The sequence below is a fragment of the Candidatus Pantoea floridensis genome (genome assembly GCF_900215435.1).
GTDB lineage: Bacteria > Pseudomonadota > Gammaproteobacteria > Enterobacterales > Enterobacteriaceae > Pantoea > Pantoea floridensis.
The window spans coordinates 3086861-3112450 of the sequence record NZ_OCMY01000001.1 but is presented as its reverse complement, the minus strand read 5'-3'; the positions used below and the strand labels follow the sequence as shown (position 1 = coordinate 3112450).

Here is a 25590-nt window from a genome sequence, read left to right as displayed (position 1 = left end):
CAGAAAACCTTTTTAGTGCGTCATGAGCCGGTAACGCTCACGCAGCCGATGACGCAGCGCCATGGCCAGCAGATTGAGCGACAGAATGATCACCACCAGCAGCAATGCAGTGGCGTAAACCAGCGGTCGATCAGCGTCAATATTTGGGCTTTGGAACGCCAAATCGTAGATCTGAAAACCGAGGTGCATGAATTTGCGATCGAGGTGCAGATAGGGGAATACCGCATCCACTGGCAGCTCTGGCACCATTTTCACCACGCCTACCAGCATCAGCGGCGCGGTTTCTCCGGCTGCGCGCGCCACGGCCAGAATCAGGCCAGTCAGCATTGCCGGTACCGCCAGCGGCAGCACCACGCGCCACAGCGTTTCCGCCTGGGTTGCGCCCAGCGCCAGCGATCCCTGACGCAGATTATCCGGAATACGCGACAATCCTTCTTCGGTCGCGACGATAACCACTGGCAGCGTCAGCAGCGCCAGCGTTAGCGCGGCCCACAGTAAACCTGGCGTGCCGAAGGTGGGATTAGGTAACGCGCTGGCGAAGAACAGCTGATCAATCGTGCCGCCGATTAACCAGACAAAGAAGCCGAGACCAAACACGCCGTAAACAATGGATGGCACGCCCGCCAGGTTAACCACCGCGATGCGCACCAGGCGCGTCAATGCGTTGCGCCCGGCATACTCATGCAACCAAAGCGCGGCAATAACGCCTAGCGGCATCACAATTATCGACATCAGCAGCACCATCAGCACGGTACCGAAGATCGCCGGAAACGCGCCACTTTCGCCACCGCCGGAGGTCGGTGAATCGCTGACAAATTGCCAAATCTGACTGAAAAAGTGCAGCATTTTGTTGGTTAATGTCATGGCATTCGGGTACCACGCATCAACAACCTGCGCCAGCGGAAGGGTATGATCAACGCCCTGTACATCACGCAGCACCAGCGTATCGCGCTGACTTTCCTGCTGCAGATGCGTTAACTGCTGGGCCAGCGCGTTAAAGCGGCGCTGTAACGCCGTGCGATTAGCATCAAACTCGGACTGCACTTCGAGGTTGAAAGTGCCGTTACGCTGCTGCTCATCGACCTGCTGTTGCAGGCTCTCCAGCTGCGCGTTAAGACGCGCCATATCAATGCGGCGAATTTGGCTCGCCTGCCGCAGTTGCTCATGCACCTGCTGCAAACGCTGATGCAGCAAGGCATCGCGGCTGCGTGCGGTCATCACTTCATTATCCTGTCGCAGCTCCACCAGCCAGCCGTACGCATTGCCGCCATTACGGCGCTGCAGCACTATCACATCAGCAGGTCGACGGGTTTTCGCTGCGCCCTGGCTATACAGCACACGAAAATCCGGTGCAGCAAAATCGCGGTTGCCGGTTTTCACCACGTAACGCCACTGCGCGCCCTGCTGCTGTTTTTGCAGCGTTTCACCCAGCACCATCACCGCGCTGCCTTCCGGCGGCTGGAACTGATATTGATCGACTGGTTGTGGCCAGAAGGCGCGTACGCCCTGCCAACCCAGCAAACCAATCAGCAAGGTAAACGCCAGTAGACATACCGCGACAGCCCCGGCCGTCAGCCAGCGCCAGCGATCGTTCTGTTGCATCGCTTTCATCCCTGGCCCTCATGCTGGCTGTAACGTTGGCGCAGGCGCTGACGAATTAATTCGGCAATGGTGTTGATCACTAAAGTGAAGATCAGCAGAAGCAAGGCACTGAGGAAAAGAATGCGATAATGCGCACTGCCGGCCGCCGCTTCGGGCATTTCAATGGCGATATTGGCTGAGAGCGCACGCAGGCCAGTAAACAGGCCACCTTCGCTCACTGGCGTATTACCGGTGGCCATCAGCACAATCATCGTCTCACCGACGGCTCGGCCAAAACCAATCATTAAGGCGGCAAAGATACCCGCCGAGGCGCCCGGCAGCACGACGCGCGTCAGGGTTTGCCACGGCGTGGCGCCCAGCGCCAGCGAACCCTGCCCCAGCGCACCCGGTACGCTGAATAACGCATCTTCAGATAAGGTGAATATTAGCGGCACCAGCGCAAAACCCATCGCCAGCGCGGCTACCAGCAGGTTGCGCTGTTCGTAATGCGCTAAGCGTTCGCCCATTTCCGGCCAAAACAGCGTTGGCAGCCACAGCGTGAGTAACGTCATGACGAACAGCACCGGCAGCAGCAGAATCACTTCAAAACCCGGACGTCGCCAACTTGCAGGCAAACGCGGACTGAGCACGCCGCATAATAATAACGTGGCGGCGAGTACCAGCGGCAGCAGCAAAACGCCGACCAGCGCGGTGCTGATATGCGGCGCCAGCCAGACGCCGGCGATTAAACCAATCACCACGCTCGGCAGCGCCCCCATCATTTCAATGCCAGGTTTCACCCAACGGCGTAAAGCGGGCGACATGAACCACGCGGTATACATTGCCGCAGCCAACGCCAGCGGCGTAGCAAACAGCAGCGCCAGGCTGGCGGCTTTCAGCGTGCCCAGCACCAGCGGCATCAGGCTGAACTTGGCCTGATAGCTATCTCCCGCCGCCGTGGATTGCCATACCCAGTCGGGCTGCGGATAGTTTTCATACCAGATTTTTTGCCATAGGTTGCGCCAGGTGAAGTCTGGCCACGGATTATCCAGCGCAAACTGTTGCCATTGCCCGGCTCGCTCAATGATTAAGCCATCACCACGCGGCGAGAACGCCAGCGCCTGAATGCCCGGTGCCAGCTGACGCGTTAATATCGCGCCCAGCTGCTTGCTGGCGAACAGCTGAATGTTGCCCTGTGCGTCATAAGTGGCAAAGACACGACGCTGCGCTTCAGGCGCAACGCCGAGCGCATTCTGGCTGCCGTTGAAAGTATGAATCGCCTGCAGGCGCGGCCCTTTATCACCCGCAATCGCAAACCATTGTTGCACGCCACGCGCATCCTGAATCAGCAAGCTACGACCGCCCGCCAGCATATGCAGGCTCTGCGGCGGCAGATTGAGGGTTTGGGTTTCGCGCAGCTGCGCAGCCTGCGCGGTGATTTGCCAAACGCGCAGCAAACGTCCGCTGCTGGCGTACAGCAGCGTGCCATCTGGCGATAGCAGCAGATGCTCAGCCTGCTGCTGCGGCAAAAGAATCTGTTGTACTGGTTTTTGATTTTCCAGCGTTAACAGAGTGATGCCCGCGGCGGTTTGCGCGGCGATAAGCCAGCGATTATCGCTGAGCGACGTCAACGCCATGTTGCTGACCGGCCCCTGAGGGAGATGCAGCGGCCGATCGCCAAGTGGGAAACGCCATTCGCCGCTGTCGTTGTTGATAACCGGTTGCATTAACAGCAGTTCGCCCTGCATATTGAGCAGCACGCTGCGGTTATCGCTGCTGGTGACCGCCGCATTAGGCGTGCCATTAAGCGCCAGCGCCGGTCCGGCCGGCTGGCCATCGAGCGGAATAAAACGTGCTTCGTTGCGGCTAATGCGCCAGCCCAGATGGCCATCGCTGCCCATCGCCAGCGTCGGGGCTTTATCCCAGAGCTGGATGTTGGTGGTGGCGTGCATGCCCGGCGCGCTGAACAACGGCACTACCACCCAGATCAACCAAAAGAACAGCAGCAGCATCAGCAGCAAAATTCCCACGCCACAGGCAGTGACTACGCGGCGCACAAAAGTATCAGTGGCGCGTCGACGACGGTCGCTAAAGTGGACAGGAATACGATTTATGCTCATGCAGGCCAGGTTACCGGTGGAAACAAGTCGCTATGTTGCCCGTAGCTGATTGATAAGACAACCTTTGACGTTGGACAAGCCTGCCATACTCTCGCCATAATGGTGACGGACACTGAGCGGTACCGCATTTTTGCGCTTTTTCCGCCGGACATTCCGTCCAGCATCAGCATCTCGGAGTCAGAATGGGTCAGGATAAGCTGTATATAGAAAAAGAATTAAGCTGGTTAAGCTTTAATGAACGCGTATTGCAGGAAGCCTCGGACAAAAGTAATCCGCTGATTGAGCGGATGCGCTTCCTGGGAATCTATTCCAATAACCTTGAAGAGTTCTACAAAGTTCGCTTTGCCGATCTCAAGCGGCGAATTTTGATCAGTGAAGAGCAAGGCAAGCCCACCTCCCTGCGTCATTTATTAAAAAAAATTCAGCTGCGCGTGCAGAAATCGGATCAAGAGTTTGATGCACTCTACAACGATCTGCTACTGGAGATGGCGCGTAATCAGATCTTCCTGATCAACGAACGCCAGCTGTCACCGAATCAGCAAGAGTGGCTGCGCTACTACTTCAAACATCAATTACGCCAGCACGTTACGCCAATTCTGATCAACCATGACACCGACCTGATCGAATTCCTGAAAGACGATTACACTTATCTGGCGGTCGAGATCATTCGCGGCGACGATGTGCGTTATGCGCTGCTGGAGATCCCGTCGGATAAAGTGCCGCGCTTTATTAACTTGCCGGCTGAATCGCCACGCCGTCGCAAACCGATGATTCTGCTGGATAACATTCTGCGCTATTGCCTGGATGAAATTTTTAAAGGCTTCTTCGATTACGATACGCTGAATGCCTATTCAATGAAGATGACGCGCGATGCCGAGTACGATCTGGTGACGGAGATGGAATCAAGCCTGCTGGAGCTGATGTCATCGAGCCTGAAGCAGCGTCTTAATGCCGAGCCAGTGCGCTTCGTTTATCAGCGCGATATGCCGGATGCGATGGTAGAAATGCTGCGCCATAAGCTGTCGATTTCAAACTATGATTCGATTGTGCCCGGCGGCCGTTATCATAACTTCAAAGATTTCATCGGCTTCCCGAACGTCGGTAAAAGTAATCTGGAAAACCGCCCGCTGCCGCAGATTCGTCACATTGGCTTTGATGGCTTCCGCAACGGCTTCGATGCCATCCGCAATCGCGATGTGCTGCTCTATTATCCGTATCACACCTTTGAGCACGTGCTGGAGCTGCTGCGCCAGGCTTCGTTCGATCCGAACGTGCTGGCCATTAAGATCAACATTTACCGCGTGGCGAAGAACTCGCGCATCATGGATGCGATGATTCACGCCGCCTACAACGGCAAGAAAGTGACGGTGGTGGTTGAACTGCAGGCGCGCTTCGATGAAGAAGCCAATATTCGCTGGGCAAAACGCCTCACCGAAGCCGGCGTGCACGTCATTTTCTCTGCGCCGGGTCTGAAAATTCACGCCAAACTGTTCCTGATATCACGCCGCGAAGGGGAAGAGGTGGTGCGTTACGCGCATATCGGCACCGGGAATTTCAACGAAAAAACCGCACGCATTTATACTGACTATTCATTGCTGACCGCCGATGCGCGCATTACCAATGAAGTACGTCGCGTATTTAACTTTATTGAAAACCCGTATCGCCCGGTCACCTTCGAGCACCTGCTGGTGTCGCCGCAGAACTCGCGTGACGTGCTGTATAAGCTGATTGACGCGGAAATCGCCAATGCGCAGCAGGGGAATCCTTCGGGCATTACGCTGAAAATCAATAACCTGGTAGATAATGGTTTGGTTGATCGGCTATATGCAGCATCATCAGCGGGTGTAAAAGTGAATCTGCTGGTGCGCGGCATGTGTTCCCTGATTCCGGATTTACCGGGCATCAGTGAAAATATTCGTATTACCAGTATTGTTGACCGCTATCTCGAGCACGACCGCGTCTATATTTTTGAGAATGGCGGCGAGAAAAAGGTGTTCCTCTCTTCCGCGGACTGGATGACGCGTAACATTGATCACCGCATTGAAGTGGCTGTGGCGATTCTTGATCCACGCGTGAAGCAGCGCATACTGGACATCATTGCCATTCTGTTTAGCGATACGGTGAAAGCCCGCATCGTCGATAAAGAGCTGAGTAACCGTTATGTGCCGCGTGGCAACCGTAAAAAAGTCCGCTCGCAGCTGGCCATTTACGACTACATCAAGAAACTGGAACAACCCGAATAACGCCTATGCCAATCTCACATAAAAGTACGCCGAAACCTCAGGAGTTCGCGGCAATCGACCTCGGCTCGAACAGCTTCCATATGGTCATTGCCCGCGTGGTGGATGGCGCTTTGCAAGTGCTGGGCCGCCTGAAACAGCGCGTACATCTGGCCGATGGGCTGGATGCACAAAATCGCCTAAGCGAAGAGGCGATTGAACGCGGGCTGAGCTGTCTGGCGTTGTTCGCTGAACGTTTGCAGGGCTTCAGCCCGGCCAACGTCACCATCGTCGGCACGCACACGCTACGTATCGCCAGCAACGCAGAAGAGTTCTTGCAGCGCGCTGCCGAAGTGATCCCCTACCCTATCGAGGTCATTTCCGGCAATGAAGAAGCACGTCTGATTTTCATGGGCGTGGAGCATACGCAGCCGGAAAAAGGCCGCAAGCTGGTGATTGATATCGGCGGCGGCTCAACGGAACTGGTCATTGGTGAAGATTTTGAGCCACAGCTGGTGGAAAGCCGCCGCATGGGCTGCGTCAGCTTCGCCAATCTCTATTTTCCAAAAGGAGAAATCTCAGCGGAGAACTTCCGCCGTGCGCGCCTGTCCGCTGCGCAGAAGCTGGAAACCATGGCGTGGCAATATCGTCTGCATGGCTGGCAATACGCGCTGGGCGCGTCGGGCTCGATTAAAGCCGCCTGTGAAGTGCTGCTGGCGATGGGCGAAAAAGAGAAGCTGATTACCCCGGAAACGCTGGAGCTGCTCACCAGCGAAGTGCTGAAGCATAAATCTTTTAACGCCCTGAGCCTGCCGGGATTATCGGAAGAGCGTAAAGCGGTGTTCGTGCCGGGTTTAGCAATTTTGTGTGGCGTGTTTGATGCGTTAGCGATTCGCGAGCTGCGTCTCTCTGATGGCGCGTTGCGCGAAGGCGTGCTGTATGAGATGGAAGGACGTTTCCGCCATCAGGATATTCGTAGTCGCACTGCGCAGAGCCTGGCAAATCACTATGCGATTGATAGCGACCAGGCGCGTCGCGTGCTGGAAACCACCGAACAGCTCTATCTGCAGTGGCAGGAACAGAATCCTAAGCACGCAAATCCGCAGCTGTCAGCGCTGCTGAAATGGGCGGCGCTATTGCATGAAGTGGGATTAACCATCAATCACAGCGGCATGCAGCGCCATTCGGCCTATATCCTGCAAAACTCAAATATGCCGGGTTTTAATCAGGATCAACAGATGCTGCTGGCCACGCTGGTACGCTTCCATCGCAAAGCGGTGAAGCAGGATGAGATGCCACGTTTCACCTTGTTTAAAAAGAAACAGTTTCTACCGATGGTCTTCCTGCTGCGCCTCGGCACGCTGCTGAATAATCAGCGCCAGGCGACCACCAAGCCGGATTCGCTCAAATTGAGCACGGACGATGGTCATTGGACGCTCACCTTCCCGGCGGGCTTCATGAGCCAGAACACGCTGGTGCAGCTGGATCTGGAGCGTGAGCAAGCCTACTGGAATGATGTCACCGGTTGGAAACTGATGCTGGAAGAGGAGTAAAGCGGGCTGCTGGCCCGTCGTATCACCATGACAACACGCCCCGATAACTATTTCGCTGAAAAGTACGGTCTGACGCCGACGCATTCTGAAGTCCTGGCGGCCCTTCCCCACCTTGAAGTGGGGAAAGCGCTGGATTTAGGCTGTGGCCAGGGCCGAAATAGCCTTTTCCTCAATCAGCATGGCTTTGAAGTCACGGCCTGGGACAGCAATCCGACGAGCCTGGATCGCCTGAACAGCATCATCGCTGAAGAGAATCTGCAGAATATTCACACCGAATTGTGCGACCTCAATAGCGTACGGTTTAACGGTGACTATCAGTTTGTACTTTCGACTGTGGTGATGATGTTCCTGCAGCCGTCCACCATCCCACAGCTGATTGCCGATATGCAGGCCAGCACGCGCAAGTACGGCTACAACCTGATTGTGGCGGCGATGAACACCGATGATTATCCTAATACGCAGAACTTTCCGTTCGCCTTTAAATCCGGCGAGCTGAGCCATTACTACCGTAACTGGCACATCGTGAAGTACAACGAAGATGTTGGTGAACTGCATCGGCGTGATGAAAACGGTAATCGCATTAAAACCCGTTTTGCCACCTTGCTGGCGCAGAAAGCCAGCTACTGATACAACGGCCGCCGCGCGCGGCCGTTTTTTGTCTGACTTCGATCAACACTTTGCCCCTTTCTTGCTCATTTTTCACACAGCGATTGATTTAGCGATGAAGGTATGACTAAATGTTGCCTCCGCCCTGATGGGTAATTACAGGAACCACCCCGCGTGAATAGCGCTATATCTCCACGAAGACGTCCCAAAACCAGCACCATGAGCCGCATTATTTTGCTGATCAGCTTCTTTATTTTGATTGGCCGCCTGCTTTTCATCATTCCCGGTGCCATTGAGCATCATCAGCAAAAGAAAGCCATTCCTGAGCCGGTCACGCTAAGCACCAGCGATTCCCGTTAAATTCGCTGCGGGTGCCGATCGCTTCTCGACATTGTTCTTTGAGACAATGCTGCTTTTTACGCTCTGTTACCCGCAACGCGCTACACTGTGAGCTGACTTTACAGACACAAGGAACGCGTTATGTCTGCTGTGCATTCGCAAAAATTAGCTGAAACCCGCCACCATATTCTTACTCTGCTGCTTAATGAGCATGATCTAGTCGATGTGCTGCTGGATAAATCCGTCGATCTTAATGCTGCCGAGCTGCGTAATATCACCGATTGGCGCCAGCAGCTAGAAGATGAACTTCAGCAGCTGCACGCTGCGGATTTAGCCGATATCCTTGAAGCCTTACCTGAAGAGGAACGTCAGGCGCTATGGCGCTTAGTTCCCACAGAACAGCGCGGCCGCGTGCTGGTTGAAGCTTCGGAAACCGTTTGGGCCAGCCTGACGGAAGAAATGTCTGATCGCGATATTCTGCATGCCATTGAGCCGCTGGATATCGACGATCAGGTATATCTGGCGCGCTATTTGCCGCGTGATTTAACCGGCCGTCTGCTTACTACGCTGGAACCGAGTTTGCGTGCGCGTCTGCTGAGCGTGATAGAGCTGGATCGCGATCGCGTTGGCCAGATCATGGATTTCAACATCCTGACGGTGCGATCGGACGTCACTCTGGCCACGGTGCAGCGCTATCTGCGTAAAGGCAAAAAGATGCCGGACGGCACAGATAAGATCTTCATTACTGACGAACAAAACCAACTGCTGGGTGAGTTAACCCTCACTGATATTCTGCTGAACAAACCAAAGATGTTAGTTGCCGAGGTGATGAACTCACATCCCACTACCTTCCAGCTCAACGATAAAGCCGAAGACGCTGCCAGTGCGTTCGAACGTTATAACCTGATCTCCGCCGCCGTTACCGATGCGCAAGGCAAGCTTATTGGTCGTATCACCATCGAAGACGTGGTTGATTTGGTCAATGAAGAGAATGAAAGCAACATTCGTAAAATGGGCGGTATCAGCCAGGGCGAAGATGTGTTTGCGCCGGTGCGTAAAGCGGTTGGTAAACGGTGGGCCTGGCTGGCGGTAAACCTGTGCACCGCGTTTGTTGCGTCCCGCGTGATTGGCCTGTTTGAAGCGACGATTTCACAGCTGGTGGCCTTGGCCGCACTGATGCCGATCGTTGCGGGCATCGGCGGCAATACCGGCAATCAAACCATCACCATGATTGTGCGTGCGCTAGCGCTGCACCAGGTGGAACCGGGTAACTTCTCGTTTCTGATTATGCGTGAACTCGGCGTGGCGCTAATTAATGGCCTGTTCTGGGGCGGTATTATGGGCGGCGTCACCTGGCTGATGTATGACAATCTGCAATTGGGCGGCGTGATGATGCTGGCGATGGTGCTCAATCTGCTGCTGGCCGCGCTGATGGGCGTGCTGATTCCATTAATCATGACCAAGATGAAACGCGATCCTGCCGTTGGCTCCAGCGTACTGATTACGGCAATCACCGACACCGGCGGGTTCTTTATTTTCCTCGGTCTGGCGACCCTATTTTTGCTGCATCACTAAGGCACAAAATCAAGCGCACAGCCAGTGAAGTACATATAAACTCTGTAAATATCACTGACCTGATGGAGAAAAAGCATGTTTAAGGTGGATGATTTTGTACAGTCGAAGACCGGTGGCCCAAAGATGCAGGTGCTGCGCGTGGAAGGCGATATGCTGTGGTGCGCACGCGTTGACGATCACATTAAGCGAGAAATTGAACTCAAAGCCGATACCGTGAATCTGTATCACGAAGACGGCGATTTCGGCGTCTGCTAAAAAATGGCCCCATTTCGGGGCCATTTTTACGGATTGTCGCGCTGAACATTATTCTGCCCGATACCGCCGATAAACGGCAGACGCAGCCTGAATGGGGTGAAATCCAGTCCCATATTCAGACCCAGCACATTCACCTCTAATCCCTCTTCCGCTCCCACCGTTACGCCAAGCACACCGAGTACAGAGAGCTGTACGCCGCGTCCTGAAGGCGGTAACCCCACCGGATTCAACAGTGAGCGATAATCCTTGCCGAGCGCATTGGCTGGCAGATCCAGTTTCAGCACGGGCACTTCACGGCCAATATGCGCCATAAAGGTGTTGCTGTTGGGTCCCGGCCAGGCGTGATAGGTCGTTGGCCATGGATACGATTTAATCGCCGCTTCGATCTGTGGAATCATCGCCTGTGCCGCGCTGCCACGATGATCAACCAATAAACGAGGTCTAGCGCCGTACCAATAGCCATCCGGCAGATTACTGTTACGCCGCACTTTATCGCCGCTGCCCCAGCTGATGACTTCATAGCGATTGTAGTGGGTCTCCCCGGCGCGCTTGAAGATAATCCACGGATGCACCGCCACTGCGCCTTTCCAGCCATACGTTGGCGCGGCATAGACCTGTACGATAGCTTCGGATGCGTAACGCTTAGGATCCGGTGCGATGCCGGCAGAATCGCGTCGGGCGGACGCCCAGCCGCCGCGTTCCGACGTTAACTCACCACCACGCGTTGCCTGCGCCAGACTGGCGCCTAATGAGAGCAAGATGATGCATAGAAAAGAGATCAGTACGGCTTTGAAAGGCAACATCGACGGCATCCTGATGAGTAAAAATCACTCGCTATATTGCAACGAAAGGGGCGAGTTTGTATTCACGAACTATGCGATTGAACTTTATTGAATGAACGCCCTATTACTAACCAAAATACAAATATAAAAAAGCCCGCAGTTAAGCGGGCTTCGTTTTTACGCATGACTCAGAGTCGGATTTATTCCCACTCAATCGTCGCAGGTGGTTTACCCGAAATATCATAAACCACGCGGGAGATGCCGTTCACTTCGTTGATGATGCGGTTGGAGACGCGGCCGAGGAAATCGTACGGCAGGTGCGCCCAGTGCGCGGTCATGAAGTCGATGGTCTCCACTGCGCGCAGGGATACTACCCAATCATATTTACGACCGTCGCCCATCACGCCCACAGAACGTACCGGCAGGAATACGGTGAAGGCCTGGCTGACCTTGTTGTACAGATCGGCTTTGTGCAGCTCTTCAATGAAGATAGCATCGGCACGGCGCAGCAGATCGCAATACTCTTTCTTCACTTCGCCCAACACGCGTACGCCTAAACCTGGGCCCGGGAACGGGTGGCGATACAGCATGTCGTACGGCAGGCCGAGTTCCAGACCAATTTTGCGCACTTCGTCTTTGAACAGCTCTTTCAGCGGCTCAACCAGCCCCATCTTCATCTCTTTCGGCAGACCGCCCACGTTGTGGTGCGACTTGATCACGTGCGCTTTGCCGGTCGCTGAAGCGGCAGATTCAATCACGTCAGGATAGATGGTGCCCTGCGCCAGCCATTTCACGTCTTCCAGACGCAGCGCTTGCTCGTCGAAAACTTCAACGAAGACACGGCCGATGATTTTACGTTTGGCTTCCGGATCGTTCTCGCCAGCCAGCGCATCAAGGAAACGCGCCTCAGCCGCAACGTGTACGATGTTCAAACCAAAGTGGTCGCCAAACATCTCCAGAACCTGCTCAGCTTCATTCAGACGCAGCAGACCGTTGTCCACGAACACGCAGGTCAGACGATCGCCGATGGCGCGGTGCAGCAGCATCGCGGTCACCGAAGAGTCAACGCCGCCTGACAGGCCAAGGATCACTTTATCGTTACCCACCTGCTGACGAATACGCTCAACCGCATCTTCGATGATTTTGGCTGGCGTCCACAGCGCTTCACAGCCGCAGATGTCACGAATGAAACGCTCCAGCATACGCAAGCCCTGACGCGTGTGCGTCACTTCCGGGTGGAACTGCACGCCGTAGAATTTCTTTTCTTCATTCGCCATGATGGCGAACGGACAAGTTTCGGTGCTGGCAACGGTTTCGAAACCGGCGGGAATAGCGGTAACTTTATCGCCATGGCTCATCCACACGTCCAGCAGCGGTTTACCTGCCGCGCTAATCGCATCTTCAATGTCACGCACCAGCGCGCTCTGGGTCAGCACTTCTACCTGCGCATAACCAAATTCACGCTCGTTGGAGCCTTCAACCTTGCCGCCCAACTGCATCGCCATGGTCTGCATGCCATAGCAAACACCCAGCACTGGAACGCCAGCGTTGAACACATATTCCGGCGCACGCGGGCTGTTCTGCTCGGTGGTGCTTTCCGGACCGCCAGAAAGAATGATGCCGTTTGGGTTGAACTGGCGAATTTGCTCTTCGGTGACATCCCACGCCCAGAGCTCGCAGTAGACGCCCAGCTCGCGCACGCGGCGCGCAACCAGTTGCGTGTACTGAGAACCAAAATCGAGGATCAAAATACGATGTTTATGAATATTTTCAGTCGTCATTGAGGCGTTTCCATTGGGATGGACTTAATAATAAAAGCGCCCGGCTGGTGCCGGGCGCTAAATTTTACGGGATTATGAACCCATGCGGTAGTTTGGTGACTCTTTGGTGATGGTCACGTCATGCACGTGGCTTTCGTTGATGCCCGCGCCGCTGATACGTACGAACTCTGCCTTGGTGCGCAGGTCGTCAATGGTGCCGCAGCCGGTCAGACCCATGCAAGAGCGCAGGCCGCCCATTTGCTGGTGCACGATCTCTTTCAGGCGGCCTTTGTAGGCAACGCGCCCTTCGATACCTTCTGGTACCAGTTTGTCTGCCGCGTTATCGCTCTGGAAGTAACGATCTGAGGAACCTTTTGACATTGCGCCCAGTGAACCCATGCCGCGATAAGATTTGAACGAGCGGCCTTGATAAAGCTCGATTTCGCCCGGGGATTCTTCGGTACCGGCCAGCATTGAGCCCACCATAACGGCTGCTGCACCGGCTGCGATCGCTTTAGCGATATCGCCAGAGAAGCGGATACCGCCATCTGCAATCACCGGAATACCGGTGCCTTCCAGCGCGGCAACCGCGTCAGAAACGGCTGTGATTTGTGGCACGCCAACGCCAGTGACGATACGCGTGGTACAGATTGAGCCCGGGCCGATACCCACTTTTACCGCGCTCACGCCGGCTTCCGCCAGCGCCAATGCGCCTGCGCCGGTCGCTACGTTGCCGCCGATAATTTCGAGGTTTGGATATTTTGCGCGGGTTTCACGAATACGCTGCAATACGCCTTCTGAGTGGCCGTGTGAAGAGTCAATCAGCAGCACGTCAACACCGGCAGCCACCAGCGCATCAACACGCTCTTCGTTGCCCGCGCCTGCGCCAACCGCTGCACCGACGCGCAAACGGCCTTCCGCATCTTTACAGGCGTTAGGTTTACGTTCGGCTTTCTGGAAATCTTTAACGGTAATCATGCCCAGCAGGTGGAAGCTGTCATCAACAACCAGCGCCTTCTCAACACGCTTTTCGTGCATTTTGTGCAACACGACTTCACGTGCTTCACCCTCTTTCACCGTCACTAAGCGCTCTTTCGGCGTCATCACTGCAGAAACCGGCAAGGTCAGGTCAGTCACAAAACGCACGTCACGACCGGTGATGATGCCCACCAGTTCGTTGTCGGTGTTCACCACGGGATAACCGGCAAAACCGTTACGCTCGGTCAGCTCTTTAACCGCCGCCAGCGCGGTGGTCGGCAATACGGTTTGTGGATCGGTTACCACGCCGCTTTCGTGTTTTTTCACCTTGCGAACTTCATCCGCCTGGCGCTCAATTGACATATTTTTGTGGATAAAGCCCAATCCCCCTTCCTGCGCCAGCGCAATAGCCAGACCCGCTTCAGTTACGGTGTCCATTGCCGCCGAGAGCATTGGGATGTTCAGACGAATGTTTTTTGTCAGTTGCGTGCTGAGATCAGCGGTGTTGGGTAAAACAGTGGAGTGAGCGGGAACGAGCAGAACGTCGTCAAATGTGAGGGCTTCTTTCGCGATTCTTAACATTGCAATATCTCCACCTGGGGGCGATTAAAACAGATAAAATATTGCCGCGGCATTATACAGGCCGAAACCGATTGCCTCCAGTGTTTTTTCAGAAAAAGTCTTGATCCTCAGGGTGAGCAATGTAGTATCAGTTGATTAACCCTCTGATTTAAAATTTGATCTACATCACATGTCGCTACCGCCAACCGCCAATATTTTTACTGTCAGCCGCCTGAACACCACGGTGCGTCAACTGCTGGAAAATGAGATGGGCCTGGTGTGGCTCAGCGCTGAGATTTCAAATTTTACCCAGCCCGCTTCCGGCCACTGGTACTTCACATTGAAGGATGATGGTGCGCAAGTGCGCTGCGCGATGTTCCGCAACAGCAATCGTCGCGTCACTTTCCGTCCTCAACACGGCCAGCAAGTTTTAGTGCGCGCCAGCATTACGCTGTATGAACCGCGTGGTGACTATCAGCTGATTATCGAAAGCATGCATCCGGCAGGCGAAGGCTTGCTGCAACAGCAGTTCGAACAGCTGAAGGCGCGTTTGGCGGCAGAAGGTTTATTTGATCAACAGTTCAAACAGCCGCTGCCGGATCCAGCCCGTCAGGTGGGCGTGATTACCTCCGCCACCGGAGCGGCGCTGCACGATGTGCTGCGCGTGCTGCATCGTCGCGATCCCTCCTTGCCCGTCATCATCTATCCTACGGCGGTGCAAGGCGTGGATGCGCCGGCCGGGATTGTGCGCGCCATTGAGCTGGCCAACCAGCGTGATGAGTGTGATGTGCTGATTGTGGGACGTGGCGGCGGTTCACTGGAAGATTTGTGGAGCTTCAATGACGAACGCGTGGCGCGGGCGATTTTTGCCAGTCGCCTGCCCATCGTCAGCGCCGTCGGGCACGAAACCGATGTCACCATCGCCGACTTCGTTGCAGATTTACGCGCGCCAACGCCTTCTGCGGCGGCAGAACTGGTGAGCCGGAACCAGCTGGAGCTCTTACGCCGTTTGCAATCGCAGCAGCAGCGTATGGAGATGGCGATGGATTTCTATCTGGCACAACAGCAGCGCCGCTTCACCCGTATCCAGCATCGTTTACAGCAGCAGCATCCGCAGCTGCGTCTGGCTCGCCAGCAAACCGCGCTGTTTCAGCTGCAGCGCCGTCTGGGCGAAGCAATGGACCAGCGCATGCGTGTGGCGAATCGTCAGCAGGACCGCCTGCTGCAACGCCTGAACGCACAGCAGCCGCAGGGACGTATTCTGCGCGCTCAGCAGCAGCTGCAGCAGTGGCACTATCGTTTACAGCAGGGCATGGAAAAGCAGCTCAATCATAATCGTCAGCGCTTTGGCAACCTGGCCGCGCAGCTGGAAGGTGTGAGCCCTTTGGCGACGCTGGCGCGTGGCTTCAGCGTCACCACTGACACGCAAGGTCAGGTGGTGAAGAAAACCCAGCAGCTGAGTAAAGGCGATCTGCTACGCACCCGGCTGGATGATGGCTGGGTGGAAAGCCAGGTTACCGCGCTGGAACCGCAGAAATCCCGGAGCCGTAAAGCGCGTTGATAGGTTAAAAACTATACTTTTGACATATTCATTTATGATCAGGAGTTAGTATGCCTTTTAGCGTTATTCCTCCCTACATGCTGCGCAATATCATTGATAACTGCACCGGTGCGCAGCAAGACTACGCGCGCCGCACTCTAACGCACGTGCAACAACTGATGGGTGAACATAACCATCAAGCCCCCAGCGTCGCCATTGCCAAACCAGGCATCGTACAGCGCGCGATTTACGACGCCGAAGGCACGCAAAATCTACCGGGTACGTTAATCCGCGCAGAGGGTCAGCCGGATAATGGCGATGTCGCCGCCCAGGAAGCCTGGGATTATCTTGGCATTACCTACGATTTCTTCTGGCAAACCTACCAACGCAATTCACTGGACAATAAAGGCCTGAAGCTTGATGGCACCGTGCATTACGGTAAGGAGTACCAGAACGCCTTTTGGAACGGTCAACAGATGGTATTTGGCGACGGTGATGGCCAGATATTTAATCGCTTCACCATCGCACTGGATGTGGTGGCCCACGAGCTTACGCACGGCGTAACGGAAACCGAAGCCGGACTGATTTACTTCCAGCAGGCTGGCGCCCTGAATGAATCAATGTCAGATGTGTTTGGCTCGCTGGTGAAGCAGTTCCATCTCAAGCAGAGCGCCGATCAAGCTGACTGGATTATCGGCGAAGGATTGCTGGCACAGGGCGTTAATGGTCGCGGGCTACGCTCGATGTCGTCACCTGGCACCGCTTATGACGACCCGGTGTTAGGCAAAGATCCGCAGCCGGCCGATATGCAACACTACATCGAAACGCGCGACGACAACGGTGGCGTGCATTTGAATTCCGGTATTCCCAATCGGGCATTTTATCTGGCGGCAAAAGCGCTGGGTGGCTTTGCGTGGGAAATCGCCGGGCAGGCCTGGTACGACACGTTGTGCGATAAAACCCTGCCGCAGGATGCTGATTTCAGCACCTTTGCGCGCTTTACCGTGCAGCACGCCAATCAACAGTTTAATCAATCAGTGGCGGAAAAAATTCAATCCGCCTGGCAGCAGGTGGGCGTAACGTGGACATCCAACTGACCGACGACGCCATCATCGAGCTGGCACGTGAAGGCGGTATCGCCTTTATTCCCAAGCTGCGCGGTGAGCGGCGCTTTGCGTTGTCAGAATTGCCTGAACCGCAAAAGCAGCGCGTCTGCCAGGTATTGGAACAGGCCATGCCGCTCGGCGAACCAGAGGATCAGGCTGCCAATCTGGGGCACGGAGACCAGCGTTACTATCGCATTCAAATCACCTATGCCACCCACCGTGAGGCCAGAACATTAGTGATGTTAATTCCCGAGCAGCTGGCGCCACCCGAGCTGCAATCGCTGTGGCGCGACGGCGAATAAGTTATAAGATATCTCTCAAGGAAAGACATAACTTATTGACTATACTCATTATGTGGCTAGCTAGTCCACGTCGAAGAAAACACCCTTAGATGAGGTCTCTGCTATGACACAAAAAAAGCAACGAGGTGGTGCCGGGAACTTTGCAGAGGACCCGGAGCGCGCCAGGGAAGCAGGTAGCGCTGGCGGCAAAGTCAGCGGGGGTAATTTCAGAAACGATCCTGAAAGAGCCAGGGAAGCTGGAAGAAAAGGAGGTCAAAAAAGCCGCCGCCCTTCTAAGCAGCAGTGAATAAGGTACCTTGAGGGATAAAGTGCGCTAAGGATGGTAAAAAAAAGGCCGGCATCATGATGTCGGCCTTTCTCATAGTGGAACTTATTTGCTGTCTGGCAACGCGTAAGCAATCACGTAATCACCACGGTCTGGCGATTGACGTGCGCCACCTGCGGAGATCAGGATGTACTGTTTGCCGGTTTTTGGCGAAACATAGCTGATTGGACCGCCCTGGCTGCCCACTGGCAGACGTGCTTTCCACACTTCTTTACCGGTTGAGCTATCGAAAGCGCGCAGATAGTAATCCTGCGTACCGGCGATAAATACCAGGCCGCCCTGCGTGGCCAGCGTGCCGCCTAATGTCGGCATACCAATTGGCATTTTCGCGCGCATTTTGATGCCGAACGGACCGGTATCTTCTACGGTACCAACTGGCACCTGCCAAACGATTTGGCGCGTTTTCATGTCAATCGCCGACAGTGTACCGAACGGCGGTGCCTGGCAAGGAATACCCAGCGGAGACATAAAGCGGTTTTTATTCACCGCGTAAGGCGTGCCTTTCAGCGGAACCGCACCCATACCGGTGTTGATCGCTTCACCACCGTTGCTGGCAGCCGTTTTGCTGGTGTCCTGCGGGATCATCTGTACCCACAGGCCCAAACGCATATCGTTGACGAACATGTACTGATTGTTCGGATCAAACGAAATACCGCCCCAGTTCATACCGCCCAGGGAACCAGGGAAGCTGAGGGATTTATCGGTATCCGGCACGGTGAACAGCCCATCGTAACGCATGCCTTTAAAGGCAATACGGCACACCAGCTGGTCGAACGGCGTTGCGCCCCACATGTCAGACTCGGTCAGCTTCTGGTTACCAATGCCCGGCATCTCCACTGAGTGCGGCTGGGTTTTGGTGTACTGCTCGTTCGGGATATGGCCCTGCGGCATCGGTTGCTCTTCAACTTTCGTTAAAGGCTTGCCGGTCAGGCGATCCAGCACCCAAATCATGCCGGTTTTGGCACCGATGACCACGGCTGGCTTATTGGTGCCATCCTTCATAGGGAAGTCGACCAGGCTCGGCTGCATTGGCAGGTCGAAATCCCACAGATCGTTATGTACGGTCTGATAAACCCACTTCTGCTTACCGGTGGTTGCATCCAGCGCCAGGATGGATGCGCCGTAAGTGTGATCCAGTTTGGTACGGTTCGCACCCCACAGATCCACTGACGAACTACCCATCGGCAGGAACACGGTGTTCATCGCCGGATCGTAAGACATCGGCGCCCACGAGTTTGGTGTGCTGCGAGTGTAATCTTTGCCCGGCATCAGGACCGCATTAGGATCGTCGTTGCCTGGGTCAAACGCCCAACGCATCTGGCCAGTGATCACGTCAAAACCACGCAGCACGCCGCCAGGCATGTCGGTTTGAACATTATCCGCGACGCGACCACCCACTACTACCGTGGTTCCGGCCATCGCAGGGGGCGACGTCAGCTGATATTGCGGATCGGGCGCGTTACCCAGACCGATTTTCAAATCAACCACACCGTGTGTACCAAAGCTGTCACACAGCTCACCGTTGTCGGCGTTGATAGCAATCAGGCGCGCATCAATGGTATTCATCAGAATACGACGCTGGCAGGTATCGCCTGCGGGCAGCACGGCGGCCGTGACCGGCGTTGAACCCGGCTGGCTTGGCTGCTGCAAGGGTTTAGTCGCATCGAAGTAGGCTAAACCACGGCAGCGGTTCCACACTTCAGCCTGCGCGTTGATTTCACGTTTCCAAATTTGCTTACCGCTATCAGCGGCTACCGCAATCACGTTGTTGTGTGGCGTGCACAGATACAGCGTGTTGCCAATCTGCAGCGGAGTTTGCTGATCTTCCGCACCGTTGCCCGTTGGGCTGATCGGCGTATCGCCCGTATGGAACGTCCAGGCAACCTGCAGATCTTTCACATTATCGCGGGTAATCTGATCGATGGCTGCGAAACGGTCGCCACCCGGCGTACGACCGTAGCTGCTCCAGTCCTGCTGCGGTTTCGATTTATCCACCGGAATCAGCGGCAGCTCTTTGCCATCAAACGCCACGGTAGGATGCGGCTGGAACATCTGCACGAAAGTCACCACCATGCCAACCGCGATAACCGCGGACAGTACATAGGAGACTTTCGCCAGGGAGTTTTTGCCTTCACGCTTACGCAGGGCTGGCCAGGTGATGAATGCCAGCAGCATCAAGCCAGCCGGAACCATCAGACGTGATACCAGCGGCCAGAAATGCCAACCAGCATCAAACAGTGACCAAATCAACGTACCGGCAAACACCAGAATAAACAGCGTGACGGCGGATGATTTGCGACGGAAGAACTGGACGGCCGACAGCAGCATCACGATACCGGCGATGAGGAAGTACCAGCTGCCGCCCAGCGCCACCAACTTGCCACCGCCGATAGCGAAGAACAAGCCGATTGCAACCAGGACCAGGCCTAACAGTACAGACCAGATGCTCAGCCCTTTGCCGGGACGAGCGGAATTTTCTGCCATAACAAAAACTCTCCTGAAAAAATAACGCGCTGGTGCCGGTAAGCCTGTGGCAGCCGGTATTGGCTCCTGCCGAGGCGGGAGACAAGAACATACCTTTACGCTTTATTTTATATCTATTGGTACGGGAGCAAGGCCCGTGATTCGTCGCTTGTGAGCGAGGACACAACGCAGATGAGAGTGATTCTCGCCCCAAGGCGGCAGGATTGTACCACCTGGTACATTAAAAAGTGAACATCCATAACGCGGTAGTTACTGGTTAATAGCATTTTTGCTACAAACCGGGTCGTAACCTATTAATAAATAGACCGGCGTTGAAAGACATTTCTCAGGAGGCAGGCAGATCAGGCACAAACTCCACGCGTTTTTTCGAGATTAAACCGTCGCCATGCTGACAAAAATAGTCCACGGCGCCGCAGGCTTTCAGCACCTGTAAGGGTTGATGGCAATCAGGACATAAGGCGATGTGTTCGAAATGACGTTCACAGCTGGAGCAGTTAAATCCGGTTTCATCGTGAGTCAGCGGCTGCTGGCAGATTGGGCATGGAGAATTCATAGATCATCCTCTGTATTTGGCGGTTGGTCACCATAAATGGCGCCCTACGTTTAAAGCACTCGGTTTTCGTAGGGTTCGCATTCATGCGCACCTGCATAAAAAAAGGGCCCTGCTGGGCCCTTCTCATTTTAACGCTTGTTTTTCTTCAGATGCGACATCAAACGCTGACGTTTACGCTGCTGCGTTGGCGTCAACAGGTTGCGTTTGCCCGCGTACGGGTTATCGCCTTCTTTGAACTGAATGCGAATTGGCGTGCCCATCACGTTGAGTGAACGACGGAAGTAGTTCATCAGGTAACGCTTATAAGAATCCGCGAGATCCTTCACCTGGTTACCGTGGATCACCACGATTGGCGGGTTATAACCCCCGGCGTGCGCATATTTCAGCTTCACGCGGCGGCCTCGCACCAGCGGTGGCTGATGATCGTCGGCTGCCATGGTCATGATGCGCGTCAACATTGCCGTGCCCACACGCTTGGTGGAGCAGTCGTAGGCTTCGGTCACGGATTCGAACAGGTTACCCACGCCGCTGCCGTGGAGAGCTGAAATAAAGTGGATGCGCGCAAAATCGATAAAGCCCAGACGGAAGTCCAGCTGCTCTTTGACTTCATCTCGCGCTTCCTGCGTCATGCCGTCCCACTTGTTGACCACAATCACCAGTGAGCGCCCACTATTCAGGATGAAGCCAAGCAGCGACAGATCCTGATCGGAAATTCCGGCACGCGCATCAATTACCAGCATCACCACGTTAGCATCTTCAATTGCTTGCAGCGTTTTGATCACAGAGAATTTTTCTACCGTCTCGGTAATCTTACCGCGCTTACGGACGCCAGCCGTATCAATCAGAACATACTCGCGCTCGTCACGTTCCATCGGAATGTAGATGCTGTCGCGCGTGGTGCCCGGCATGTCGTAGACCACAACGCGATCCTCACCAAGAATACGGTTGGTGAGCGTTGACTTACCTACGTTTGGACGACCAACGATAGCCAGTTTGATCGGCAGTGTAGTTGGGTCGAAATCTTCTTCTTCCTCTTCCTCCAGCGCCTTCTCGCCATCTTCTTCTAATGCGGCCCAATAGGCGGCGTTCTCTTCTTCTTCCGTGAGTTCCACTTCTGGAACGATTTCGTCCATCCACGGCAGCAAGGCGGTTTCCAGCAGGCTATTCACGCCGCGGCCATGCGACGCTGCAATCGGGTGAATTTCACCTAAGCCCAGCGCATAGAAATCCAGCACTGCCGCTTCAGGATCAATTCCATCCGTTTTGTTGGCGACGACAAAGGTCGCTTTCTCGCGTGCACGCAGATGATTGGCGATTTGCTGATCCGCCGGCATGACGCCCGCGCGCGCATCAACCATAAACAGCACCACATCGGCTTCTTCAATCGCCAGCAGCGACTGTTCCGCCATGCGGTTTTCAACGCCTTCCTCGGTGCCATCAATACCGCCGGTATCAATAACAATGAATTCGCGCCCTTCCACTTCGGCGCGACCATATTTGCGATCGCGAGTCAGTCCAGGAAAATCCGCTACCAGCGCATCACGTGTGCGTGTTAAACGGTTAAATAGCGTAGATTTTCCCACATTGGGACGCCCAACCAGCGCGACCACAGGTACCATAAGACTTGCCTCAGTTTTTTAAATAATTCGCCCGAATGGCGTGATTATAACGATATTTGACGCCAGACGTCAGGCTGAAGGCGCAAAGAATACCATGCCTGACTAAAAACGAAACGGCCCCTGACGAATCAGGAGCCGTTTAAGCGAGCGGAAAATGGATTCCCGCAGAGCCAAATCCTTAACGGGTAATGGCGTAAACCTCACCGCCTTTCGCCTGGATTAGCAGCTTGTCACCGGCAACAACCGGTTCAGTCTGGAAGCCATCGCTATCCAGTTTCTGCTGCGCCACGAAGCGTCCGTCAAGCGTGTTGATCCAGTGCAGATAACCTTCGCTGTCACCCACCACCAGATAACCGTTGAACAGCACGGGCGAAGTCAGGTTGCGATGCAACAGGTCGCTTTGACGCCAGATAGCCACGCCACCGTCAGCATTAAGCGCAATCACACGGTCATCTTGATCGACCAGATAGATACGTCCCGCATCGACCACCATGTCTTTCACACCACCAATCTCACGTTTCCACAAGATCTGACCGGAACGCAGTTCCAGCGCGGTAAGGTTGCCATTATAGGCCAGCGCATATACCACACCGTTAACCACGACAGGTGTGGTATCGACATCACTCAGACGATCGATTTCAGTGGCGCCACTTGGCTGAGAAATACGTTGCTGCCAGATCAGTTGGCCCTGATTGAGAATGACTGCACTCACACGGCCGTTATCACCGCCAACGATCGCGCCGCCGAAGGCAACAGTAGGTGCAGATTCACCGCGCAGCGACAGCGCAGGCATATCGAGGTTTACGCTCCACTTGATCGCGCCAGTGCTCTGATCAAGTCCCTGCAACATACCGTTGCTGGTGTGAATCAGAATCAGACCATCGCTCACAACCGGACGCGACAATGCTTCACCGGCCACTTTGGTCTGCCAGGCAATACCACCGTCGCTGGTATTCAGCGCAAATACCTGACCACGTTCGCTACCGATATAGATGCGGTCGCCGTTGGCGGTTACGCCACCCGAGAGCAGTGCAGAGATGTTTTTAGAGAAGAAGCCGGTTTTCTCAGAGAGATTAACCTTCCATTTCTCTTTGCCATTGCTGGCATCAAGCGCTTTAACCACGCCAAAACGATCCGCAGCATACACGGTGCCATCTAGCCAGGCTGGATGCAGATTGGAATAGAAATCACCCACGCCATCGCCAACAGACGTGCTCCACGCCGTTTGCGGCGTAAACTGGTTTTCTACCTTTGGCAGCGGGGCCATTTTCACTACATCTTCTTCGCCGCTGAACAGCGAGCAACCGCTGAGCAGAGTGACTGAAATCAGCCCTGGCAGCAGGTATTTACGTAATTCCATGTGCGCTCTCTTGACTGGCTTAACTTAAGTTATTCATCTTCATCTGCAGCATTTGCTTCAGCGCAGGAGAGGCCTGCGATTCAGCACCTTTGCTCCAGGCATCACGTGCGCCCTGCTTATCGCCTTTGCTCAGCAGTGCTTCTCCGCGAATATCCGCCACAATGGCTGTCCAGCCATCACCCTTGACATTGTTAAGGGTAGAAAGGGCGGCATCGGCCTGACTTTGCTGCAATTGAATGCGTGCCAGACGCAGGTTAATTACCGCCTGCAGGTTGGCATCTTTGGTATCTTTCAGCCCACTCTGTAACAGAGCGATTGCTTTGTCTAACTGATTGGCTTCAACGTACTGCTTAGCCAGATCCAGCGATGCCAGCGCACCATAGGTGTTGTTATTTTCGCTGGCGAATTTGGCTACCGCGTCCAGCGTTTGCGGCTTGTCAGCCTGCATCGCGCTGGTCAACTGCTGGTACTCTGCTGATGCCGCTTTATCGGTTCCTTCCTGATGGCTGGACCAAAAACGCCAGCCACCCAGCGCAGCGATACCGATGATCACGCCAACGGCCAGGAATTTGCCATTGTTGGCAAAGAACTGACGCAGCGCGTCAACTTGTTCGTTTTCGTTGCTGTAAACTTCCACGCAATCCCTCTCTTTAAAATGGCTGTTGCAGTGCTGCGGTTACTGCAGCAGCGTGCGCAACGTCGCAGCGGCGTCGCTCTGAGCCAGCGTCTGTTGATCGCCGGTACGCAAGTCTTTAACTACCACCTGGCCCGCTTTCACTTCATCTTCGCCCAGCACCAGTGCAATGCGTGCGCCCCACTTGTCTGCACGGGCAAACTGTTTCTTGAAGTTACCGCCACCAAAGTTGGTCATCAACTTCAGCGCCGGCTCGGCATCACGCAGTTTTTCCGCCAGTTGCATCGCGGCGGACTGAACGCCCTGCCCCGAAGCGATAACATAGACATCAACAATGCGCGTCGGTTCAAATTCTGGATTAACCGCCTGCACCAACAACACTAAACGTTCCAGGCCCATGGCAAATCCGACGGCTGGCGTGGCTCGGCCACCCAACTGTTCGACCAGGCCATCATAACGTCCACCAGCGCATACGGTACCTTGCGAGCCAAGACTGCTGGTGACCCACTCGAATACGGTACGGTTGTAGTAATCGAGGCCGCGCACTAAACGCTGATTGACGCGATATTTGATGCCGGCGTCGTCCAGCAGCGCGCACAGGCCGCTGAAGTGCTCACGTGAGTCTTGATCAAGGAATTCACCGAGCGTCGGTGCATCGTTGAGCAGTGTCTGAATATCAGGATTCTTACTGTCGAGTACGCGCAGCGGATTGGTATACATGCGGCGCTTACAATCTTCGTCCAGTGCTTCTTTATGCTGCTCAAGGAACGCTACCAGCGCATTACGGTAGTCAGCGCGCGCCTCCAGCGAACCGATAGAGTTCAGTTCCAGCTCAACGTGATCGGCTATTCCCAGCGCTTTCCACCAGCGAGCGGTCATCATGATCAGTTCGGCATCGATATCCGGACCCTGCAGACCAAAAACTTCCGCACCAATTTGATGGAACTGGCGATAGCGACCTTTCTGCGGGCGTTCATAGCGGAACATAGGGCCAACGTACCACAGGCGTTGTTCCTGATTGTACAGCAGACCGTGCTCGATACCGGCGCGCACGCAACCTGCGGTGCCTTCCGGACGCAGCGTCAGGCTTTCACCGTTGCGGTCTTCAAAGGTGTACATCTCTTTCTCAACCACGTCGGTGACTTCACCGATTGCACGGCTGAACAACGGGGTGTGCTCAACGATTGGCAGACGGATTTCACTGAAACCATAGCTGGCCAGCACCTGCTTCAGGGTGCCTTCAATACGCTGCCAAATCGCGGTATCCGCCGGCAGGTAATCGTTCATCCCGCGAATCGCTTGAATATTCTTCGCCACGTTAGAATCTCTTTAAGACAA

Annotated in this window: 21 protein-coding genes; 10 read left to right on the top strand and 11 right to left on the bottom strand. The window is 54.8% G+C overall.

From position 1 onward, the window contains the following. Positions 1-12: 12 nt before the first annotated feature. Complete coding sequence (gene pstA, locus CRO19_RS14505) at positions 13-1611, bottom strand: phosphate ABC transporter permease PstA (protein ID WP_097096448.1); 1599 nt, start codon at positions 1609-1611, stop codon at positions 13-15. Continuing rightward, a complete protein-coding gene (locus tag CRO19_RS14500; RefSeq protein ID WP_097096447.1) occupies positions 1608-3701 on the bottom strand; it encodes an ABC transporter permease subunit in 2094 nt (697 codons plus the stop codon). Before CRO19_RS14500 ends, pstA begins: the two co-directional genes overlap by 4 nt. Positions 3702-3883: 182 nt before the next feature. On the opposite strand from CRO19_RS14500, the gene ppk1 reads away from it, so the two are divergent. The 6 genes from ppk1 to CRO19_RS14470 all read left to right on the top strand — a co-directional run bounded on the left by ppk1 (position 3884) and on the right by CRO19_RS14470 (position 10248). Then, on the top strand, positions 3884-5944 hold the full coding sequence (gene ppk1, locus CRO19_RS14495; RefSeq protein ID WP_097096446.1) for a polyphosphate kinase 1: 2061 nt from the start codon (positions 3884-3886) through the stop codon (positions 5942-5944). 5 nt (positions 5945-5949) lie between these two features. Continuing rightward, positions 5950-7473: an exopolyphosphatase gene (gene ppx, locus CRO19_RS14490; protein WP_097096445.1), complete on the top strand. Its 1524-nt coding sequence runs from the start codon at positions 5950-5952 to the stop codon at positions 7471-7473. A gap of 27 nt (positions 7474-7500) precedes the next feature. After that, positions 7501-8100 carry a tellurite resistance methyltransferase TehB gene (gene tehB / locus CRO19_RS14485; RefSeq protein WP_097096444.1) on the top strand — a complete coding sequence of 200 codons (600 nt, stop codon included), beginning with the start codon at positions 7501-7503 and terminating at the stop codon, positions 8098-8100. 153 nt (positions 8101-8253) lie between these two features. After that, entirely contained in the window at positions 8254-8439 is a 186-nt protein-coding gene (locus CRO19_RS14480; RefSeq protein WP_097096443.1) for a YfgG family protein, read from the top strand. A 120-nt stretch (positions 8440-8559) separates the two neighbouring features. Next, complete coding sequence (gene mgtE, locus CRO19_RS14475) at positions 8560-9993, top strand: magnesium transporter (RefSeq protein WP_097096442.1); 1434 nt, start codon at positions 8560-8562, stop codon at positions 9991-9993. Between the two features lie 75 nt (positions 9994-10068). Beyond that, entirely contained in the window at positions 10069-10248 is a 180-nt protein-coding gene (locus CRO19_RS14470; protein WP_097096441.1) for a GDFGVC terminal motif YodC-like protein, read from the top strand. Between the two features lie 26 nt (positions 10249-10274). Here the strand turns inward: CRO19_RS14470 and CRO19_RS14465 are convergent, their stop codons facing one another. The 3 genes from CRO19_RS14465 to guaB all read right to left on the bottom strand — a co-directional run bounded on the left by CRO19_RS14465 (position 10275) and on the right by guaB (position 14350). Beyond that, the gene (locus tag CRO19_RS14465; protein WP_097096440.1) at positions 10275-11051 is read right to left on the bottom strand and encodes a DUF3750 domain-containing protein; all 777 of its coding nucleotides are present in this window, start codon (positions 11049-11051) and stop codon (positions 10275-10277) included. A 179-nt stretch (positions 11052-11230) separates the two neighbouring features. After that, entirely contained in the window at positions 11231-12811 is a 1581-nt protein-coding gene (guaA, locus tag CRO19_RS14460; RefSeq protein WP_097096439.1) for a glutamine-hydrolyzing GMP synthase, read from the bottom strand. A 72-nt stretch (positions 12812-12883) separates the two neighbouring features. Next, positions 12884-14350, bottom strand: coding sequence for an IMP dehydrogenase (gene guaB / locus CRO19_RS14455; RefSeq protein ID WP_097096438.1), 1467 nt, complete (start codon positions 14348-14350; stop codon positions 12884-12886). A gap of 169 nt (positions 14351-14519) precedes the next feature. Here guaB and xseA point away from each other — a divergent pair, with 169 nt between their 5' ends. From xseA to CRO19_RS14435, 4 genes are all read left to right on the top strand, one after another. Further along, positions 14520-15890: an exodeoxyribonuclease VII large subunit gene (gene xseA / locus CRO19_RS14450; RefSeq protein WP_097096437.1), complete on the top strand. Its 1371-nt coding sequence runs from the start codon at positions 14520-14522 to the stop codon at positions 15888-15890. A gap of 50 nt (positions 15891-15940) precedes the next feature. Then, positions 15941-16966 (top strand): M4 family metallopeptidase, encoded by a 1026-nt coding sequence (locus tag CRO19_RS14445; RefSeq protein WP_097096436.1) that lies wholly within the window; start codon positions 15941-15943, stop codon positions 16964-16966. Then, a complete protein-coding gene (locus CRO19_RS14440) occupies positions 16951-17277 on the top strand; it encodes a protealysin inhibitor emfourin (protein ID WP_097096435.1) in 327 nt (108 codons plus the stop codon). The genes CRO19_RS14445 and CRO19_RS14440 overlap by 16 nt, the downstream gene beginning before the upstream one ends. A gap of 103 nt (positions 17278-17380) precedes the next feature. Then, positions 17381-17563, top strand: coding sequence for a con-10 family general stress protein (locus CRO19_RS14435; protein ID WP_045814915.1), 183 nt, complete (start codon positions 17381-17383; stop codon positions 17561-17563). Positions 17564-17647: 84 nt separating this feature from the next. Here CRO19_RS14435 and CRO19_RS14430 read toward each other — a convergent pair whose 3' ends face one another. The 6 genes from CRO19_RS14430 to hisS all read right to left on the bottom strand — a co-directional run bounded on the left by CRO19_RS14430 (position 17648) and on the right by hisS (position 25569). Then, complete coding sequence (locus CRO19_RS14430; RefSeq protein ID WP_097096434.1) at positions 17648-20086, bottom strand: glucose/quinate/shikimate family membrane-bound PQQ-dependent dehydrogenase; 2439 nt, start codon at positions 20084-20086, stop codon at positions 17648-17650. A 325-nt stretch (positions 20087-20411) separates the two neighbouring features. Beyond that, entirely contained in the window at positions 20412-20639 is a 228-nt protein-coding gene (locus tag CRO19_RS14425) for a zinc ribbon domain-containing protein (protein WP_097096433.1), read from the bottom strand. Between the two features lie 128 nt (positions 20640-20767). Then, positions 20768-22258: a ribosome biogenesis GTPase Der gene (gene der, locus CRO19_RS14420; protein WP_097096432.1), complete on the bottom strand. Its 1491-nt coding sequence runs from the start codon at positions 22256-22258 to the stop codon at positions 20768-20770. 178 nt (positions 22259-22436) lie between these two features. Beyond that, the gene (gene bamB, locus CRO19_RS14415; protein WP_097096431.1) at positions 22437-23618 is read right to left on the bottom strand and encodes an outer membrane protein assembly factor BamB; all 1182 of its coding nucleotides are present in this window, start codon (positions 23616-23618) and stop codon (positions 22437-22439) included. Positions 23619-23637: 19 nt separating this feature from the next. Then, the gene (locus CRO19_RS14410; RefSeq protein WP_097096430.1) at positions 23638-24255 is read right to left on the bottom strand and encodes a YfgM family protein; all 618 of its coding nucleotides are present in this window, start codon (positions 24253-24255) and stop codon (positions 23638-23640) included. 39 nt (positions 24256-24294) lie between these two features. Next, positions 24295-25569 carry a histidine--tRNA ligase gene (gene hisS, locus CRO19_RS14405; RefSeq protein ID WP_097096429.1) on the bottom strand — a complete coding sequence of 425 codons (1275 nt, stop codon included), beginning with the start codon at positions 25567-25569 and terminating at the stop codon, positions 24295-24297. Positions 25570-25590 lie beyond the last annotated feature (21 nt).